Source organism: Tropicimonas sediminicola (assembly GCF_900188335.1).
Classification (GTDB): domain Bacteria; phylum Pseudomonadota; class Alphaproteobacteria; order Rhodobacterales; family Rhodobacteraceae; genus Tropicimonas; species Tropicimonas sediminicola.
Window position 1 is genome coordinate 43333 of record NZ_FZOY01000004.1, and the last position, 17402, is coordinate 60734.

Genomic DNA, 17402 nt, shown 5'->3' on the forward strand with positions numbered 1-17402 from the left:
CGCCCGGCCCTCAGCCCGCTTCGCGTTTCAACAGCGGATCGGGCTGTTCGAGGTAGGTCACCTTCATGAAATCCTTGATCCGGTCGTCGAACACCCGCGTGTGAAGATGCGCGAGGCGATCCGCCTCCGCCTCGTCACGCGCGGCGATCGCCTCGACCATCTGGTGATGCTCCGGGCTGAGCGGAAAGACGGAGCCGTGCTTGCGGATATGCGTGAAGTGGAAATGCAGGATGCGCCGGCCCTCGTCGAGCAGGCGCTCGTAACTTTGCGCCAGGTAGGGGTTCGCCCCGGCATGGGCGATGGACATGTGGAAGACCTTGTTCGCCTCGGACAGCGCCAGCGCTTCGCCCGTCGGGCAGACGGCGTCGTAATCCACCGCCGCCTGCGACATGACCGCGATGTCGGCCTCCGTGCGATGGCGCGCGGCCAGTCGCGTCACCGCACGCTGGAGATAGTCGACCGCCTCCACGAACCGGGGCAGCGTGGCAATGTCGAGCGGGGCCACGATGGTCGAGCGGTTCGGCAGGGTCCGCACCAGCCCGCCGGCCGACAGCCGGATCAGCGCCTCGCGGATCGGAGACCGTGACATCGCGAATCGTGCCGCCAGCGCGGTTTCGTCCAATGGCTCGCCCGGCGCGAGAATGAGCTCGAGAATCTCGTCCCGGAGCGTGTCGTAGACGTGTCGCGCCCCGTCGCCACGCTTCCGATCCGTCCCGGCCGGCTTGCTCTTTCCTGCACCCTGCATCGCATCTGTCCTTTTCTATGCATTCTGCTGAAATTTTCAGCACCGCCCCGCGGAATCCGGCTGTCTTCACAAACCATATTGACCTGCCGTCAGACACCGTATCACATTCTTGTCGACAACGTGTCGGCAGAACACCACACCAACTCGGAGATTGACAGATGAAATACCTCCTCTCAGCGACCGCCGCCCTCGGGATGATGGCCGGCGCCGCCGCGGCCGAGGGCCGCCTCGATACGGTTCTCGAACGGGGCAAGCTCCTGTGCACCGGGCACAACGGCAGCTTCCTCGGCTTCGCGGAGGTCGATGACGAGGGGAACTGGAAGGGGCTCGACATCGATCTCTGCCGTGGCCTCGCTGCCTCGCTCTTCGGCTCGTCCGAAGGCACGATGGACATCGTGCCGATTTCCTGGGCCCAGCGCTGGCCGGCGCTGCAGTCCGGCGACGTCGACGTGATCATCAAGCTCGCGGGCTGGTCCCAGAGCCGCGACGCCGAGCTGAACCTCGCCTACACCCAGCCATATTTCGTCGCCGGCTTCCACGTGATGGCCCATGCCGACCTCGGCGTTGAAAAGGTCGCGGACCTCGACGGCGGCTCTATCTGCGTTTCCGCCGGGACCACGACCGAGCGCTTCCTCGCTGCATATATCGAGAACCTCGGCATCGAGGCCGAGATCATCGTTTTCGAATCCGGCGACGAGGTGCGCACCGCCTATTTCAACCGCCGCTGCGACGGCCTCACCCTGCTGGCCCCGCCGCTGGCAGCCGCGCGCGCTACGTCCGAAAACCCCGAAGACCACGTGATCCTGCCGGACGTGATCGCGCTGGAACCCTCGGGCATCATCGTCCCCGAAGGCGACCCGAAGTGGCTCGACGTGATGAACTGGATGCTGACCTCGCTCTGGTTCGCCGAACTCCACGGAATCACCAGCGAGAACGTCGACGAGTTCCGCGACAACCCGCCGTCCGACCAGATCGGCAAGTTCCTCGGCGTCACGCCCGGCTACGGCGACCGCCTCGGCCTGTCGAACGACTGGGCCTACAACCTGATCAAGGAAGTCGGCAACTACGCCGAGATCTATGACCGCAACATCGGCGAGCCCTACGCGCTGCCGCGTGCGTTGAACAACCTCTACACCAATGGCGGCCTGTTCTACCCGCTGATGGTCGACTGACGCGGCTCGGCGCCCGGCCTGCCCGGGCGCCGTTCCTCCGCGCCCCCCCAGACTGCCCCCCGGATACCCCCATCATGATGACACTTCTCAAGCAGAGATCCTTTCGGGATCTCGCCTACCAGGCGGGATTTGTCGGCACGCTGATCGCGATGGTCGTGACCTTCGCCGTGACGGCCGCCATCAATCTCGACGCTCAGGGGATGACCTCGGGCTTCGGCTTCCTGCAGCGGTCCACCGGCTGGGGCGTCAGTTTCTCCCTGATCCCGTTCGACACGTCGGACACCTACCTGCGGGTGATCTGGGTCGGGCTGCTCAATTCCATGTTTCTCGGGGCGATCTCCCTGACGCTGGCGACGTTCATCGGCGTCGGCATCGCCATCATGCGGGTCTCGGGCAACCGGATGGCCGGGCTGATCGGCACTGTCTATGTCGAGATCTTCCGTAACCTGCCGCTGCTGCTGCAACTCTTCTTCTGGTACGCGATCCTGACCTCCCTGCCCCAGCCGAGGCAGGCCATCGACATCGCCGGCGTCGCTTTCATCTCGGGCCGCGGCACCTATCTGCCCGGGCTGAACGTCACTGGCACATCCGCCTTTCTCTGCGCCATCGCCACCTGCGCCGCCATCGGGCTGGCGATCTGGCTGAACACCGCCCGCCGCTTTGCCCACATGTCGACCGGTCGCAAGCGCGCCTCGCGGCAGGCGCTCTGGGGCGGGCTGGTCCTGCTGATCGTCGTGCTGCTGCTGGCCGGCCGCATCCCGGACACGCCGCTTCTGAACGTCCCCTACCTCAAGGGCCTGAACTTTCGCGACGGGGTTCGCATTTCGCCGGAACTGCTCGCCTGTATCATTGCCATCTCGATCTACGGCGGCGCCTATATCGGAGAGATCGTGCGCGCGGGCTTCAACGCCGTCGGCAAGGGCCAGAGCGAGGCCGGCCAGGCGCTCGGGCTGAGCACCTGGCAGATCTTCTCACGTATCCGCCTGCCGCTGGCAATCCGCGCGGTCATGCCGACGCTGATCAACCAGTACGTCTGGCTCTTCAAGGCCACGACCATCGGCATCGCCATCGGCTTCGTCGACTTCTTCTTCGTGATCTCCACCTCGATCAACCAGAGCGGCCAGACCCTCGAACTGATCGCGATCCTGATGGGGGGCTTTCTCGCCATCAACTATTCCATGGCCTGGGTGCTGAACCGCGTGAACGACGCGATCCGGCTCAAGGGCACGCAACTGCGGGGCTGAAGCGGGATCATGGCAAAGACCTATCACAAGCCGACCTTCATAGAGCGCATCCGGGCGAACTATTTCTCCACCTGGCTCGATACGACGCTGACGCTGGGCTTCGGCGCGCTGGTTCTCTGGGTCCTGCTGGGGCTCTTCGACTGGGCGTTTCTCAACGCCGTCTGGTCGGAGGCAGAGCGCGAGCAATGCGGCCACGGCTCCGGCGGCGCCTGCTGGGCGGTGATCGACGCGCGCTGGCGGCTGATCTTCTTCGGGCTCTACCCGTTCGAGGAACAATGGCGATCGGCCATCGCCTGTATCGCGATGGTGGTGACCGGCGCCCTGTCCTGCGTGCCGTGGTTCTGGAGCGCCCGCCGCCTGCCCGTGCTGTGGCTCGTCGGCTTCGCGATCTTCTACGTCCTGATGCGCGGCGGCCTGTTCGGGCTGACGCCGGTCTCCGAGCAGAACTGGGGCGGGCTGTCTCTGACGCTGTTCATCTTTGCCAGCGTCACGCTGATCGGCATGCCGATGGCGATCGTCTTCGCGCTGCTGCGCCGCTCTCACCTGCCGATGATCGCCGGCACAATGGGCGTGATCATCGACACGATCCGCTCGCTGCCTCTGCTGTCGATCATGTTCACCTTCGCCATCGTGCTGCCTTTCGTGCTGCCCGGCTGGGCCGTGGGCGACAAGCTCTACCGGGTCATCGTGGGCTATGCGCTGTTCTTTGCCTGCTACCAGGCCGAGATCATCCGCGGCGGCATGCAGGCGCTTCCCGCCGGCCAGGAAGAGGCAGCCCAGGCACTCGGCATGGGCTACTGGCACCGGATCGGGTACATCGTCCTGCCCCAGGCCTTCCGGAACGCCCTGCCCCCGACGATCAACCAGCTGGTCATCACCTTCAAGGAGACCTCGCTCGTCGTCATCATCGGGTTCTTCGAAGTGCTCGCCTCCGGTAACGCCGCCTACGGGACCGCGGAATGGAACTTCGCCCATATCGAGGTCTACTGCTTCGTCGCCCTGATCTATTTCACCTTCGTCTTCGCGCTGTCCCGCTACGGCGCCTACCTGGAGCGCCGCCTTGCGGTTGCCGCGCGCTGAGGAACAGCCAATGACCACCCAGACCCCCGCCATCCGCATCAGCGACATGGACAAGTATTTCGGCACCTTTCACGTGCTGAGGAAGATCAACCTCGAGGTCGCCCGCGGCGAACGGATCGTCATCTGCGGTCCCTCCGGCTCCGGCAAATCCACGCTCATCCGCTGCATCAACCGGCTGGAAGAATACGAGGGCGGCTCGATCAACGTCCTCGGCACCGAGCTTGACGACAACATCGACAACATCGATGCGATCCGCCGTGAAACCGGCATGGTGTTCCAGCACTTCAACCTCTTCCCGCACATGACGATCCTCGACAATTGCACGCTGGCGCCGATGCTGGTGCGCAAGCAGTCTCGGGCGGAGGCGGAAGAGGTCGCGATGCAATACCTGACCCGGGTCAAGATCCCCGAACAAGCGGACAAGTATCCCGGCCAGCTCTCCGGCGGCCAGCAGCAGCGCGTCGCCATCGCCCGCGCGCTCTGCATGAAGCCAGAGATCATGCTGTTCGACGAGCCCACCTCCGCGCTCGATCCCGAGATGATCTCGGAGGTGCTGGACGTGATGGTGGGCCTCGCCAACGACGGGATGACGATGATCTGCGTCACCCATGAGATGGGCTTCGCCCGCCAGGTGGCCGACCGGGTGATCTTCATGTCCGACGGCGAGATCGTCGAACAGGCCCCGCCAACCGAATTCTTCGAAACCCCCAAACACGCACGTACCCAGGCCTTCCTTGGCCAAATCCTAGGACACTGAAAATGACGACGATCGATCTCAACAAGAAAACCACCCACGATTCCGAACACGATCCCCGCAACGACGAGATCCTGATCTACGTCAACGGCGAGCTGAAGCCCAAGGCCGAAGCCGTGGTCTCCGTCTATGATGCGGGCTTCATGCTGGGCGACGGCATGTGGGAGGGCATGCGGCTCTACAACGGCAAATGGGCCTTCTTCGACGAGCACATGGACCGGCTCTTCAACTCGCTGAAATCGGTTTCCATCGAGCTCGACATCGGCCCGGACGACATCCTCGAGATCCTCAACAAGACGGCCGAGGCCAACGGGATGACCACCGACGCGCATTGCCGCCTGATGATCACCCGCGGCCGCAAGGCCAAGCCGTTCCAGCATCCCGGGCTCAGCCGCTGGGGCGCGACCATCGTCGCGATCATCGAGCACTCCAAGCCCGTCGAGACACTGCAGAGCAAGGGCATCCGCCTGGCCACCGTGCCGCAGGTGCGCGGCCTGCCGATGAGCCAGGACGCGAAGTTCAACTCGCATTCCAAGCTCAACTGCATCATCGCCTGCATCCAGGCCGAGCAGGCCGGCGCCGACGAGGGGCTGATGCTGGATCCGCATGGCTTCGTGAACACCACCAACGCCTGCAACTTCTTCATCGTGCGGCGCGGCGAGGTTTGGACCTCGACCGGCGATTACTGCATGAAGGGCGTCACCCGCCAGAAGGTGATCGACCTCTGCCGCGCCGACGGCATTCCCGTCTTCGAGAAGAACTACTCGCTCTTCGAGACCTACGGCGCGGACGAGGCCTTCCTCACCGGCACCTTCGGCGCGCAGACCCCGGTGGCAGAGATCGACGGCAAGCCCATCGGCAATGGCGAACGGCCGATCACCATGCGCATCCGGGAGCTCTACAAGCAGCTCGTTGCCGAGAACACCGGAGCCTGAGGATGGACGACATCAACGCACGCGGCCTGGTGATGATCGGCTGCGGGTTCATGGGAAAGGCCCTGCTGGAAGGCTGGATCGCCGCCGGCCTGTCGCCCGAGGCAGTGACCGTGCAGGACCCGACGCCGTCCGAATGGCTGGCCGCGCAGCCGGGCTTCCGCCTGAACGCGCCGCTGCCGGAAGCCCCGGCCGTGCTGGTCATCGCGGTCAAGCCGCAAGTGCTGGACGAGGTGATGCCGGACCTGGCGGGCTTCGGCGGTGGCCGGACGATCGTCGTGACGATCGCGACCGGCGCGCCGGTCAGTTACTACGAGCGCCACTTCGGCCCCGAGACGCCGGTCATCCGCACCATGCCGAACCTGCCGGCCTCTGTCGGCTGCGGTGTGACCGCGCTCTGCGCCAATGCCGCCGCTTCCGGGGAAGCGCTGGCGCTGGTGGAGACGCTCTTCGGCGCGGTGGGCACCTCGGTGACGCTGGAGGACGAGGGCATGATGCACCTCGTGACCGGCGTTTCCGGCTCGGGCCCGGCGTATGTCTTCGCGCTGGCGGAGGCGATGGCCCAAGCGGGCACGGAACTCGGCCTGCCCAAGGAGCTGGCCCGCGCCCTCGCCATCCAGACAGTGGCCGGGGCCGGTCATATGCTCGCCACGCCGGGCGCCGATCCGACCGCCCTGAGACAGGCGGTCACCTCCAAGGGCGGCACCACGGCGAAGGCGCTCGAGCAATTGATGCGCACGCCAGACGGGATCGCGGACCTGGCCCGCGCCGCCGTCGACGCCTCGCGCAACCGCAGCGCCGAGCTCAGCCGCAGCTAGCGGAGCAGCGTTCGCCGGGCGGGCCTCAGCCTTGCCTGTCCGGCGGCGGGGCATGCCGGCTCGCCATCTGGCACACCAGATCGAGCAGGCGGCGCACGACCGGGTAGGACAGCGACGAACGGCGGACGTAGGCCCCGGCGAGGAAGCTGTCGATAGGGTCGGCAAGCGGCAGGGAACGCATGCCCAGGGCGCTCAGGTTGGGGTCGAGCTCCATCGGCGCCGGCATGATGAACTTCCCGGTGGCGACGAGATCGAGCCCGAACTCGTAGGAGCTGGTCGTCACCGCGAATTCCGGCGGGTTCAGTGCATTGCGCACGAAGAAGCCCCGCACCATGGCCGTCGTCTCCGCGTCGTTCGAGTAGAGGACCCAGGGAATCCCGGCCAGATCCCCGGCGCTCACCCGGTCCTTTCGGTGGAGCGGATGATCGACGCTCGCCAGCGCGCCCAGATGCGCCGAGACGATCTCCACCGTGTCGATGTCCTCCTCGTCGATATCGGAGGCGAGCGCCCCGAAGACGATGTCGAGCTCGCCGTGCCGGAGATGCGGCAGGTTCTGCAGGTGAACGTCGGCGCGAATCTCCAGCCGGGTTTCCGGGTGCTCCTGCCGCAACCGTTCGAAGGCCGGCACCAAGAAGGCGCGCCGGAACAGCGGCCCCGCACCGACGCGAAGCACGTCGAGCCGGTTCGATTTCTCGGCTTCGATGGCCTCGCGGGCCTGCACGTAGCGCTGCTCGATCCGCTTGGCGTGGTCGAGCAATTCCCGCCCGATCGGTGTCAGGAACATACCCCTCGGCTGCCGGTCGAACAGCCGCGTTCCATACTCATCTTCCAGCAGTTTCAATCGCTTGGTGAGCGATGGCTGGGCGAGCCCGAGGCGCTTGGCAGCCTCCGTCAGGTTGCCCGTCTCGGCCACGACGAGAAAGGCGACGAGGTTCTTATCCATAGCCATTTGGAATATCCAATGCGCTAATTTTCTATTTTTCTTTATTTCTGGCGGTTGGTAGCGATTGGGTCAAGGAGCTTGGCAGCACCGGGTCTCGGGAGGAGATGAGGGCCGCTGCACCGCTTCAAGGAGGAAAAGCCGCCATGCGCACCATTTTCGTGATGTTCGATTCGCTCAACCGCGAGGCCCTCGAGGCCTATGGCGGCACCGCGATCCGCACTCCGAACTTCCAGCGACTGGCAGACCGCGCGGTGACCTTCGACAACCATTACTGCGGCTCCATGCCCTGCATGCCGGCGCGGCGCGACATTCACACCGGGCGGCTTAACTTCATGCACCGCCCCTGGGGCCCGCTGGAACCCTTCGACAATTCCTTCGCCCGAAGCATGGGCGAGGCGGGCATCTACTCGCACCTCGTCACCGACCACATGCATTACATCGAGAACGGCGGCACCGGATACTGCACCCAGTTCGAAAGCTGGGAGGTCGTGCGCGGGCAGGAGCACGACACGGCCAAGGCGCTCGTCCAGCCGCCGCTGGACGCGCTGGCGGCGCAGTTCGACCCGCGGCACTATCCGCTCGACAAGCTGCCGAGCGACCGGCCGGCGACGCTGCAGACCTCGGACATCATCGCCTGGCGGCGGATGCGGCACGCGGTGAACACGCTTTTCGTCAAGGAAGAAGAGGATTTCCCAACGCCCAGAGTCTTTGCCAGCGCCCTCGAGTTCCTGGAGATGAACAAGGCGTCCACGGATTTCTTCCTGCAGATCGAGAGCTTCGACCCGCACGAGCCCTTCTGCGCGCCCGAGCGGTTCCACAAGGAATACGCCACCGGCCGCAACGGCGGCGTTCTGGACTGGCCCTCCTACGAAAAGGCGACCGACAGCCCGGAGGACATGGCCGAGATACGTGCGAACTATGCCGCCTCGGTTGCCGAATGCGATTACTACCTCGGCCGACTGCTCGACTGGATGGACGACAACGACGCCTGGGGCGACACCTGCCTGATCGTCACGACCGACCATGGCTTCCTGCTGGGCGAGCATGAGTGGTGGGGCAAGAACAAGATGCCCTATTACGAGGAGATCTCGCATATCCCCCTCCTGGTCTGGCATCCGGAGTGCGCCGACATGGGCGGCGAGCGCCGTCGCGCGGTGACCCAGACCCCCGATCTTGCCGCGACGTTCCTCGACCTCTTCGGGCTGCCCACCCCGGACGAGGCCACCGGGCAATCGCTGCTGCCGGCGCTGCGCGGCGAGCGCGAGGACGACTATCGTTCGGTCATCTTCGGCATGTTCGCCGGACCGATCGGAATCGCGGACGGCAGCCACGTCTATTACCACTACCCGGTCAAGGCCGACGGCGAGGGGTTCAACCTCTATACGCTGGCGCCCTCGCACATGGTGCGGATGTTCAACGCCGAGGAACTGGCCCAGGCCGAGTTGGTCGAAGGGTTCGACTTCACCCATGGCGCGCCGGTTCTGCGCGTGCCGATGGCGCCGGACAACGGCGAGGCGGGGCTCGAGGCGGTCCGCAACCGGCCGGACCGGATCCAGCTGTTCGATCTTGCCGCCGACCCCGGACAGAAGACGCCGATCGAGGATGCGGAGGTGCTCGCCCGTCTGCGTGCCGAGATCGCCGTACACATGAAACGTCACGACGCGCCTTCGGAGATCTTCGATCTCTACGGGCTGGAGCGGCGCGCCGCGGAAGCGGTCGCCTGAAACCGGAGCCATACGGCCGCGAGGAGGCGGCCATTTCCAACGGAGGAATCCATGAAACCTTTCAACCACCTGAAATCGGCCGTGATCGCCGGCGCGGCGCTGGCCGCCCTGTCGATGCCCGCCAGCGCGGAATATCCGGAACGGAACATCCAGAACATCTTTCCCTGGGGACCGGGCTCGGCCATGGCGGTGACGCAGATCATCTCCGAGGCGATGGCGCAGGAGCTTGGCGTGAACATCACCGTTGTCTCGACCCCCGGCGCCGCCGGCGTGAAGAGCTTCGAGACGGCGCTGGACAAGCCCGCCGACGGCTACACCTTCATCGACGGCTGGGTGGCGCCGCTGGTGCTGCAGCCGCTGGTCGGAAATGCCGACTGGACGCACGAGGACTTCGTCCCCCTCTGGTCGGCCACGGCTGTTCCCTTCGCCATCGTGTCCCGCAAGGACGAGACGCGCTGGAGCGACTTCCCCTCCCTCATCGCCTACATGAAGGAGCATCCGGGCGAGCTGCGCTATTCCTCCGGCTCCATCGGCAACATCCCCCACATGGTGATGGCCAAGGTCATGCAGGCCAACGACGTCTACGCCCGCAACATCCCCTATCCGCAGGACGGCGACGCCTTCAAGGATCTGCGCGGCGGGCTGCTGGACTTCACCTTCAACAACCCGACCACCTACCGTTCGAATTCCGACGCCTTCCAGGTGCTCGCGATCATGACCGAGAACGAGGCAGACAGGGAAATGTTTGACGGCGCCCCGCTGGTTGGTGACTTCGGCACCGACATGGGCCTTACCGGCCTTTCGCCGACCGGATGGCACTGGTACGTCGTGAAACCCGGTACGCCGGACGACGTGGTCGAGACGCTCCGCACCGCCATGAAGGCCGCGCTTGACCGCGACGATATCCAGGAGAAGCTGAAGGCGACGGGTTTCGTGCCGACGATGTATTCGCCCGACCAGTACGACGAGATCGTGGGCACCGTTGGCGAGCAGCTGATCTCCGCCAAGGAGGCGATTGCCTGGGAAGCCGACAAGATCGCCGGCAAGTGATCTGATTGGGAACGCGGGAGGCGACGACGATGGACAGGAAACCGAATGCCCTGGGCCACTGGCTCGTACTCGGCGCCATGTTCGGCATCGTCGCCCTCGTCTTCCAGCAGATCGCAACCTCGCTGACCGATCAGCGCGCCGCCTCCGGTGACGCGCTGTCCAACGCCGCCCTGTTTCCCCGCTGGGTGGCCATCACCATCGCGGGGCTCGGGCTGATCGTGGCCGGGCAGATGCTGATGGGCCGGTATCCGAAGGGCGAGAGCGCGGCGGAGGCCGAGGATTGCCCGCCCGAGCCGCGCTCCCGCCTGCGCCTGCAGGAGATCGCCATCGCCGGGCTGACCCTGATCTACCTCCTGATGCTGGAGCCGGTGGGCTTCCACCTCACCACGTTCCTGGTCATCGGCGCGATGTTCCTCGTGCTCGATGCCCGCCCGGTCTGGCGCGCGGTCGCCGCCAGCGCCGCGCTGACGCTCGCCGCCTCCTTCGTCTTCGAGGGGCTGCTCAAGGTGATCCTGCCGGTGGGCTTCCTCGGCTTCACCCCTCCCTACCACCTGCTGGGGCTCTGACATGTTCGACCTGCTGATCTCCGGCGCCGGCCTGATCGCCTCGCCCCTCGTGATCATCCTCGTGGCGCTTGGCTGCACCGGCGGGTTGCTCGTGGGCGCCCTGCCCGGGCTCGGGCCGCTCATGGGGATCATCCTGCTGCTGCCCGCCGCCTTCTACCTGCCGCCCGTCGCCGGTATGGGCATGCTGATCGCCATCTATGTCGGCGGCTCGTGCGGCGGCGCCATCTCGGCGATCCTGCTGCGCATTCCCGGAACGCCCCTGGCCGCCGCCACCCTGCTCGACGGCTACCCGATGGCAAAGGCCGGCCGCGCCGGCGACGCGATCGGCGTGGCCATCGCCGCCTCGGCCATCGGCGGCATGTTCGGCGGCATCATCCTGATCCTCTTCGCCCCGATGCTGGCCCAGATCGCGGTCAACTTCGGCCCGCCGGAGTACTTCGCGCTTGCCGTCACGGGCCTCATGTCCATCGCCGTCGTCTCCTCCGAGAGCACGGTGAAGGGCCTGATGACCGGCTGCCTCGGCATCCTGATCGCCGCGGTCGGCACGGATACGATGTCGAACGCGATGCGTTTCACCTTCGACAACCACAACCTGTTCGGTGGCATTCACATCGTGGCGGTGGTGGTCGGGCTCTTCGCCCTTTCCGAGGCCGCGTTCCAGATCGAGGAAGGCAAGCTCGACGCCCGCCCGGACGTGCTGAACGTGAAGGTCTCCTTCCGTTCGCTGTTCCTGACCCTGCGCCACCGCTGGAACCTGCTGCGCTCCTCGACCATCGGCACCTTCTTCGGCGCCCTGCCGGGGGCCTCCGGCATCATCGCCTCCTTCACCGCCTATGCCATCGCCAAGGCGCAGGCCCGGCCGGAAGAGAACTACGGCAAGGGCGCCGTCGGCGGGGTGGTGGCCACGGAATCGGCCAACAACGCCTGCTGCGGCGGTGCGCTGATCCCGACGCTCGCGCTCGCCATCCCCGGCGACGCCGCCTGCGCGGTGCTCATGGGGGCGCTCCTGCTGCTTGGCCTGCAGCCCGGCCCGCAGCTCTTCACGTTCTCCGGCGATATCGTGGGCGGCGTGTTCCTCGCCTACCTGCTGGCGAACGTATTCCTCTTCGTGCTCGGCATCCTGCTGACGCCGGTCTTTGTCTCGGTGCTGAAGCTGCGCAAGCAGTACCTCGTGCCGAGCGTCCTGCTGCTGTCGATGATCGGCGTCTATGCGATCCAGTCCTCGGTCTACGACCTCTGGTTCGCCTTCATCTTCGGGATCGTCGGCTACGTGCTGCGCAAGTTCGACTATCCGCTGTCGCCAATCGTGATCGGGATCATCCTCGGGCCGATCGCCGAGGGCAACCTGCGCCGCTCGCTGCTTCTGAGCCAGGACGGTCTGTCGATCTTTGCCGAAAGGCCCATCGCGCTGACCATCCTCGCCATCGACCTGCTGGTCATCCTCTGGGTACTCCTGCCGCGCCGCGTGAAGGGCCGCCTGGTGCCTTCCCGCGCCGGGTGATCCGCCATGCTTCAGAAGGCCGACACAGGGTTCAGGCGCATCGCCCAGCCGATGGCGATCACCGGCAAATCGCCGCTCTGGGATGAGACGCGCGGCTGCCTCTGGTGGATCGACATCCAGGCACAGCGCCTTCTGAGAACGCGCGAGAGCGGCGAGACGACCGCCATCCCGGTACCCTCCCAGCCGGGGTTCGTGGCGCTGGCCGACAGTGGCCGGCTGGTGCTCGGGTTGGAGAACGGGCTCTGGACCTACGCGCCCGAAAGCGCCGCCTGGGAGCAGGTCAGCGAGACGGAGGCCGACCGGCCCACGGTGCGCCTCAACGACGGCAAGCCGGATTCGCGCGGGCGCCTCTGGTTCGGCTCGATGGACATGACCCACACCGGCAAGGCCATCGGCCGCCTCTACCGGCGCGATCCCGGCGGCGAGGTCACGGCGATGCGCGAAGGGGTCGCGATCCCCAACGCGATCGTGCCCTGCGGCAACGGCCGCTCGCTGCTCTTCACCGACACGGCGCGCCGGCGCATCGAGCTGATCGACACCGATCCGCGCAGCGGCGACATCACCGGCACGCGGGAGATCCTGCGCATACCGGACGGGAGCAACCCCGACGGCGCCTGCATGGATGCCGACGGCAATTTCTGGGTGGCTATCGTCGGACCTGGCGAGGTCCTCCGCATCAGCCCCTCCGGCCGCTGCCTGCAACGGCTCCGGACGCCGGTCACGCGGCCGACCTCGGTCGTCATCGGCGGGCCGGATGACCGGACCCTCTTTGTCACGGATCAGCGTCGCTTTCTGCCGCCGTCTGAGCTTGCCCGGCACTCCGGAGCCGGCGGGCTGCACGCGATCCAGCTCGGCGTCCGGGCGAGCCCGGTGCACCGCGTCGGCGGATTGTAGGGCATCCCGGGGCTCAGCTGGCCGGAGCCTGCTCCATGTCGGGTTCGACCGGATCGGGCCCGACGATCCAGTTTCGGAACGCTTCCACCTCTTCACGCTCCCTCAGCCCTTCGCGCGCCACCAGGAAATAGGCCTCGCGGATTGGCAGACGGTATTCGAAGGGCGAGACGAGGAGGCCACGATCCAGGAACGACTGTGAAAAGCTCTCGTGGATCAGCGCCGCCCCGAACCCCGCCGAGATCGTCTGCAGCGCGATCAGCGAGGAATCGGCCGTGATCCAGACCGGCGGCGCCGGCAACTCCAGCCCGAAATGATCCGACAGCCGGCCCCATTCGACCTCGGACCCCAAAACCGGCACGACGCCCGCGCCCAGCAGGTCGTGGATCCGCGGCGGATCGCCAAAGGCGTGCGCATGGTCTGGGTGGCAGACCACGGTGGCGAACTCGTGCCCGAGTTGCCAGATGTCGCGCTCGTCCCAATGCCCGGTGCCGTAACGGATATCGAGATCGATCGACTCGTTGTCCATCCGGTCCGACCAGACCGCCGTCGACAGCTGGATCTCGATCTCCGGATGCAGGTCGTGGAACGCCTTGAGCCGGGGCGCGAGGATCAGCGTCGCATAGCTGATCGAGGCGCGCACCCGCAGCTTGCGCTTGCGGCGCACGGTGAAGAGCCCCTCGGTCGCCTCTTGGATCTCGCTGAAGGACTTGCGGATCGGCAGCGCGTAGGCCTGCCCCATGTCGGTCAGCTCGACACCGCGCGGAAGGCGCCGGAACAGCTGAATCCCGAGGTGCTGTTCCAGCAGGCGGATCTGCTGGCTCACCGCCGCGGGCGTCAGGTTCAGTTCGGCCGCCGCGTCGGAAAAACTGCTGTGACGCGCCGCGGCCTCGAAGGCCCTCAACCATATGACATGGGGAATCCGGATGGGGCACCTGTGAATAGTCGCCCGGGCCGGGGCGGTGTCGCGCGTTGCGGAAGGATGTGCCGTAAACCACGCCGCATCAAGCCCCGGCAGCGTTAAAATGAACCGCCCCATAGCCGCAACAGCGGTTGTTTGAAGGTGCGCGGCCGTTGCGGTGTCATCCACCGGCTAGAGCGGGGCCAGCACCGGCATGGACGGATCGATCTTCGACTACATCATCGTTGGGGCGGGCTCTGCGGGCTGCGCCCTCGCCGAAGGCCTGACCCGCGACGGCCGGAACAGCGTGCTGCTGATCGAGGCCGGGGGATCGGACAGGAAGTTCTGGATCAAGGTGCCGATCGGCTATGGCGTCAACTTCGCCAACCCGCGGCTCAACTGGGGCTACCATGCCGAGCCGGACCCGGCGCTGAACGGCCGCGAGGTCTACTGGCCGCGCGGTCGTGTCATTGGCGGGTCGAGCTCGATCAACGCCATGGCCTATGTCCGGGGCCTGCCGCAGGATTTCGACGACTGGGTGTCGCAAGGCGCCGAAGGATGGTCCTGGGAGGCCGTGCGCCCGGCCTTCGAACGGATGGAGCGCCATCTCGAACGCGACGCGGAGGGCCGGCCGCGTCAACGCTGGGACGGGCCGCTCTGGGTCAGCGACCTCAGCGACCAGATGAACCCGTTCTCGCGACGGTTCCTCGCCGCCGCAGGAGAATGCGGCTGGGCGCAATGCGAGGATCTGAGCGCCGCGACCGCGGAAGGCGTGGGCTATTACCGCAGCACCGTACGGAACGGCCTGCGCTGTTCGTCGGCCGACGCCTTCCTTGCCCCGGCGCGTCGCCGGGCGAACCTGAAGGTCGTCTCGCAGGCAGTGGTCGAGCGCATCACCTTCGCGGGACGCCGCGCCACCGGTGTGACCCTGCGCCTTCGCGACGTGCGCCTCACCGTCCGGGCCGGGCGCGAGGTGATCCTGAGCGCCGGGGCGGTGAATTCGCCGAAGTTGCTGCAGCTTTCCGGGATCGGCCCGGCCGAACTGCTCAAATCGTACGGGATCGCGCCGCGCCACGATCTGGGCGAGGTCGGGCGCGGATTGCAGGACCATCTGGCGATCTCGCATCTCTTCCGGGCCACCGCACCCACGCTGAATAACGTGCTTGGCCGCATGGCGCCGCGGCTTTGGGCCGGGATGCGCTATCTCTCGACGCGGCGCGGGCCGCTCGGCGTGCCGGTCAACCAGGTCGGCGGCTTCCTGCGCTCCGATCCCGGCCAGCCGGTGCCCGACCTGCAGATCTATTGCAACCCGCTGTCCTACTGGTCCTCGCCCGCCGGCAGGCCGGTGCTCGACCGCGAGCCGGGCTTCCTGCTCAGCGCACAGCTCTGCCGGCCGGACAGCCGGGGTGAGATCGTCCTCCGCTCCGCGAACCCCGAGGATGCCCCGGTGATCCGCGCCAACTCGCTCGCCACGGAGCACGACCGCGACGGCGCCCGCCGGTGCCTGCGGATCATCGACCGGCTCGCCGCCGCGCCCTCGCTGGCCGGGGTCGTCCGCGAGCGGCTGGTGCCGGAACCGGCCATGACCGACCCGGAGGAGCTGATGAACGATTACCGCGCGCGGGCCTCCACCGTCTTTCACCCGACCTCGACCTGCCGGATGGGAAGCGGGCCCGGAACCTCGGTACTCGACCCGCGGTTGCGGGTCCACGGCATCGGCGGACTGCGGGTCGTCGACAGCTCCGCCTTTCCGTCCGTCACATCGGGGAATACCAATGCACCGACGATGATGCTTGCGACACGGGCGGCGGAGATGATCCTCGAGGATGCCGCGACGGGTCGCCAGGAACGGGAGCTGGCCCATGCGACTTGAAAAGATCGAAACCTTCATCTTCGGCAACCCGCCACCGCGCCACGGCGGACGCTATTTCATCTTCGTGCGGCTCACCACGGCCTGCGGGATCACCGGGGTCGGCGAGATCTACAATGCCACCTTCGGCCCGGAGCTTTGCGCCGCGATGGCCGTGGAGATGTTCGAACGCCAGTTCGAGGGGGCGGACCCGCACCACATCGAGCGGCTCTGGCGCCAGTGCCACAGCGCCGGCTTCACCCAGCGGCCGGACGTGACGGTGATGGGCGTTCTGAGCGGGCTGGAGATGGCCTGCTGGGACATCGTCGGCAAGGCGGCGGACCAACCGGTCTACCAGCTTCTGGGCGGCAAGGTGAACGAGCGCCTTCGCAGCTACACCTATCTTTATCCGACCGAGGGCGACGTCTATCCGGACCCGGGCGCGCCCAGCGTCTACGACGACCCGGACCTCGCCGCAGAGGTGGCCATGCAGATGGTCGAGAAGGGCTTCACCGCGATCAAGTTCGACCCGGCCGGCCCCTACACGATCTACGACGGCCACCAGCCCCGGCTGGAGGACCTGACCCGTTCGGAGATGTTCTGCAAGAGGATCCGCGAGGCGGTGGGCGACCGCGCCGACCTGCTCTTCGGCACCCATGGGCAGTTCACCGTCTCCGGCGCCAAGCGCATGGCGCGGCGGCTGGAAGCCTACGATCCGCTATGGTTCGAGGAGCCGACCACCCCCGAGAACGCCGCCGACATGGCCGAGATCGCGCGCTTCACCTCGATCCCCGTGGCCGCCGGCGAGCGGCTTTGCACCAAGCACGAGTTCGCCCGCCTGCTGGAGGCCGGCGCCGCCTCGATCCTGCAGATGAATCTCGGCCGCGTGGGCGGAATCCTCGAAGCCAAGAAGATCGCCGCAATGGCCGAGACGCGCCAGGCCCAGATCGCGCCGCATCTCTACTGCGGCCCGGTGGTGGCCGCCGCAAACATCCAGCTTGCCACCTGCAGCCCGAACTTCCTGATCCTCGAAAGCATCGGGACCTTCGACGGCCCCTACATGACGCCCCTCAAGACGGAAATCGCCTGGGAGGACGGCTACGTCGTGCCCCCTGCCGCGCCGGGACTTGGCGTCGAGCTCGACGACGCCGCGATCGCGGCCTCGCCCTACACCGGCCGGGAACTGCACCTCGACATGGCCCGCGCCCCGGTCGTTCCCTGAAACCCGAAAG

General features: G+C 66.6%; 16 protein-coding genes. 13 read left to right on the plus strand and 3 right to left on the minus strand.

Going from position 1 to position 17402, the window contains the following annotated elements:
* Positions 1 to 10 precede the first annotated feature (10 nt).
* Positions 11 to 745, minus strand: a complete 735-nt coding sequence (locus CHB86_RS11185) for a GntR family transcriptional regulator (RefSeq protein ID WP_089233143.1) — start codon at positions 743 to 745, stop codon at positions 11 to 13.
* 158 nt (positions 746 to 903) lie between these two features.
* Between CHB86_RS11185 and CHB86_RS11190 the strand changes: the two genes are divergently transcribed.
* The 6 genes from CHB86_RS11190 to proC all read left to right on the plus strand — a co-directional run bounded on the left by CHB86_RS11190 (position 904) and on the right by proC (position 6745).
* Positions 904 to 1917, plus strand: a complete 1014-nt coding sequence (locus CHB86_RS11190; RefSeq protein ID WP_089233144.1) for a transporter substrate-binding domain-containing protein — start codon at positions 904 to 906, stop codon at positions 1915 to 1917.
* Positions 1918 to 1991: 74 nt separating this feature from the next.
* Entirely contained in the window at positions 1992 to 3161 is a 1170-nt protein-coding gene (locus tag CHB86_RS11195; RefSeq protein WP_089233145.1) for an amino acid ABC transporter permease, read from the plus strand.
* 9 nt (positions 3162 to 3170) lie between these two features.
* Positions 3171 to 4241 (plus strand): amino acid ABC transporter permease, encoded by a 1071-nt coding sequence (locus CHB86_RS11200; RefSeq protein ID WP_089233146.1) that lies wholly within the window; start codon positions 3171 to 3173, stop codon positions 4239 to 4241.
* 10 nt (positions 4242 to 4251) lie between these two features.
* On the plus strand, positions 4252 to 4998 hold the full coding sequence (locus tag CHB86_RS11205) for an amino acid ABC transporter ATP-binding protein (protein WP_089233147.1): 747 nt from the start codon (positions 4252 to 4254) through the stop codon (positions 4996 to 4998).
* Between the two features lie 2 nt (positions 4999 to 5000).
* The gene (locus CHB86_RS11210) at positions 5001 to 5930 is read left to right on the plus strand and encodes an aminotransferase class IV (RefSeq protein WP_089233148.1); all 930 of its coding nucleotides are present in this window, start codon (positions 5001 to 5003) and stop codon (positions 5928 to 5930) included.
* 2 nt (positions 5931 to 5932) lie between these two features.
* Positions 5933 to 6745 carry a pyrroline-5-carboxylate reductase gene (gene proC / locus CHB86_RS11215; protein ID WP_425445420.1) on the plus strand — a complete coding sequence of 271 codons (813 nt, stop codon included), beginning with the start codon at positions 5933 to 5935 and terminating at the stop codon, positions 6743 to 6745.
* Between the two features lie 25 nt (positions 6746 to 6770).
* On the opposite strand, the gene CHB86_RS11220 is transcribed toward proC, so the two are convergent.
* Positions 6771 to 7694, minus strand: a complete 924-nt coding sequence (locus tag CHB86_RS11220; RefSeq protein ID WP_089233149.1) for a LysR family transcriptional regulator — start codon at positions 7692 to 7694, stop codon at positions 6771 to 6773.
* A 137-nt stretch (positions 7695 to 7831) separates the two neighbouring features.
* On the opposite strand from CHB86_RS11220, the gene CHB86_RS11225 reads away from it, so the two are divergent.
* From CHB86_RS11225 to CHB86_RS11245, 5 genes are read left to right on the plus strand one after another with little or no spacing between them, the layout of a single operon-like run.
* Complete coding sequence (locus CHB86_RS11225; RefSeq protein WP_089233150.1) at positions 7832 to 9412, plus strand: sulfatase; 1581 nt, start codon at positions 7832 to 7834, stop codon at positions 9410 to 9412.
* 51 nt (positions 9413 to 9463) lie between these two features.
* Positions 9464 to 10462 (plus strand): Bug family tripartite tricarboxylate transporter substrate binding protein, encoded by a 999-nt coding sequence (locus tag CHB86_RS11230; RefSeq protein ID WP_089233151.1) that lies wholly within the window; start codon positions 9464 to 9466, stop codon positions 10460 to 10462.
* 29 nt (positions 10463 to 10491) lie between these two features.
* Positions 10492 to 11028, plus strand: coding sequence for a tripartite tricarboxylate transporter TctB family protein (locus tag CHB86_RS11235; protein WP_089233152.1), 537 nt, complete (start codon positions 10492 to 10494; stop codon positions 11026 to 11028).
* 1 nt (position 11029) lies between these two features.
* Complete coding sequence (locus CHB86_RS11240) at positions 11030 to 12529, plus strand: tripartite tricarboxylate transporter permease (protein ID WP_089233153.1); 1500 nt, start codon at positions 11030 to 11032, stop codon at positions 12527 to 12529.
* Between the two features lie 6 nt (positions 12530 to 12535).
* On the plus strand, positions 12536 to 13423 hold the full coding sequence (locus CHB86_RS11245) for an SMP-30/gluconolactonase/LRE family protein (protein ID WP_089233154.1): 888 nt from the start codon (positions 12536 to 12538) through the stop codon (positions 13421 to 13423).
* Between the two features lie 13 nt (positions 13424 to 13436).
* On the opposite strand, the gene CHB86_RS11250 is transcribed toward CHB86_RS11245, so the two are convergent.
* Positions 13437 to 14324: a LysR substrate-binding domain-containing protein gene (locus CHB86_RS11250; protein WP_245837916.1), complete on the minus strand. Its 888-nt coding sequence runs from the start codon at positions 14322 to 14324 to the stop codon at positions 13437 to 13439.
* A 211-nt stretch (positions 14325 to 14535) separates the two neighbouring features.
* Here CHB86_RS11250 and CHB86_RS11255 point away from each other — a divergent pair, with 211 nt between their 5' ends.
* Positions 14536 to 16194, plus strand: a complete 1659-nt coding sequence (locus tag CHB86_RS11255; RefSeq protein ID WP_089233156.1) for a GMC family oxidoreductase — start codon at positions 14536 to 14538, stop codon at positions 16192 to 16194.
* A complete protein-coding gene (locus CHB86_RS11260) occupies positions 16184 to 17392 on the plus strand; it encodes a mandelate racemase/muconate lactonizing enzyme family protein (protein WP_089233157.1) in 1209 nt (402 codons plus the stop codon). Before CHB86_RS11255 ends, CHB86_RS11260 begins: the two co-directional genes overlap by 11 nt.
* The last annotated feature ends 10 nt before the right edge of the window (positions 17393 to 17402 follow it).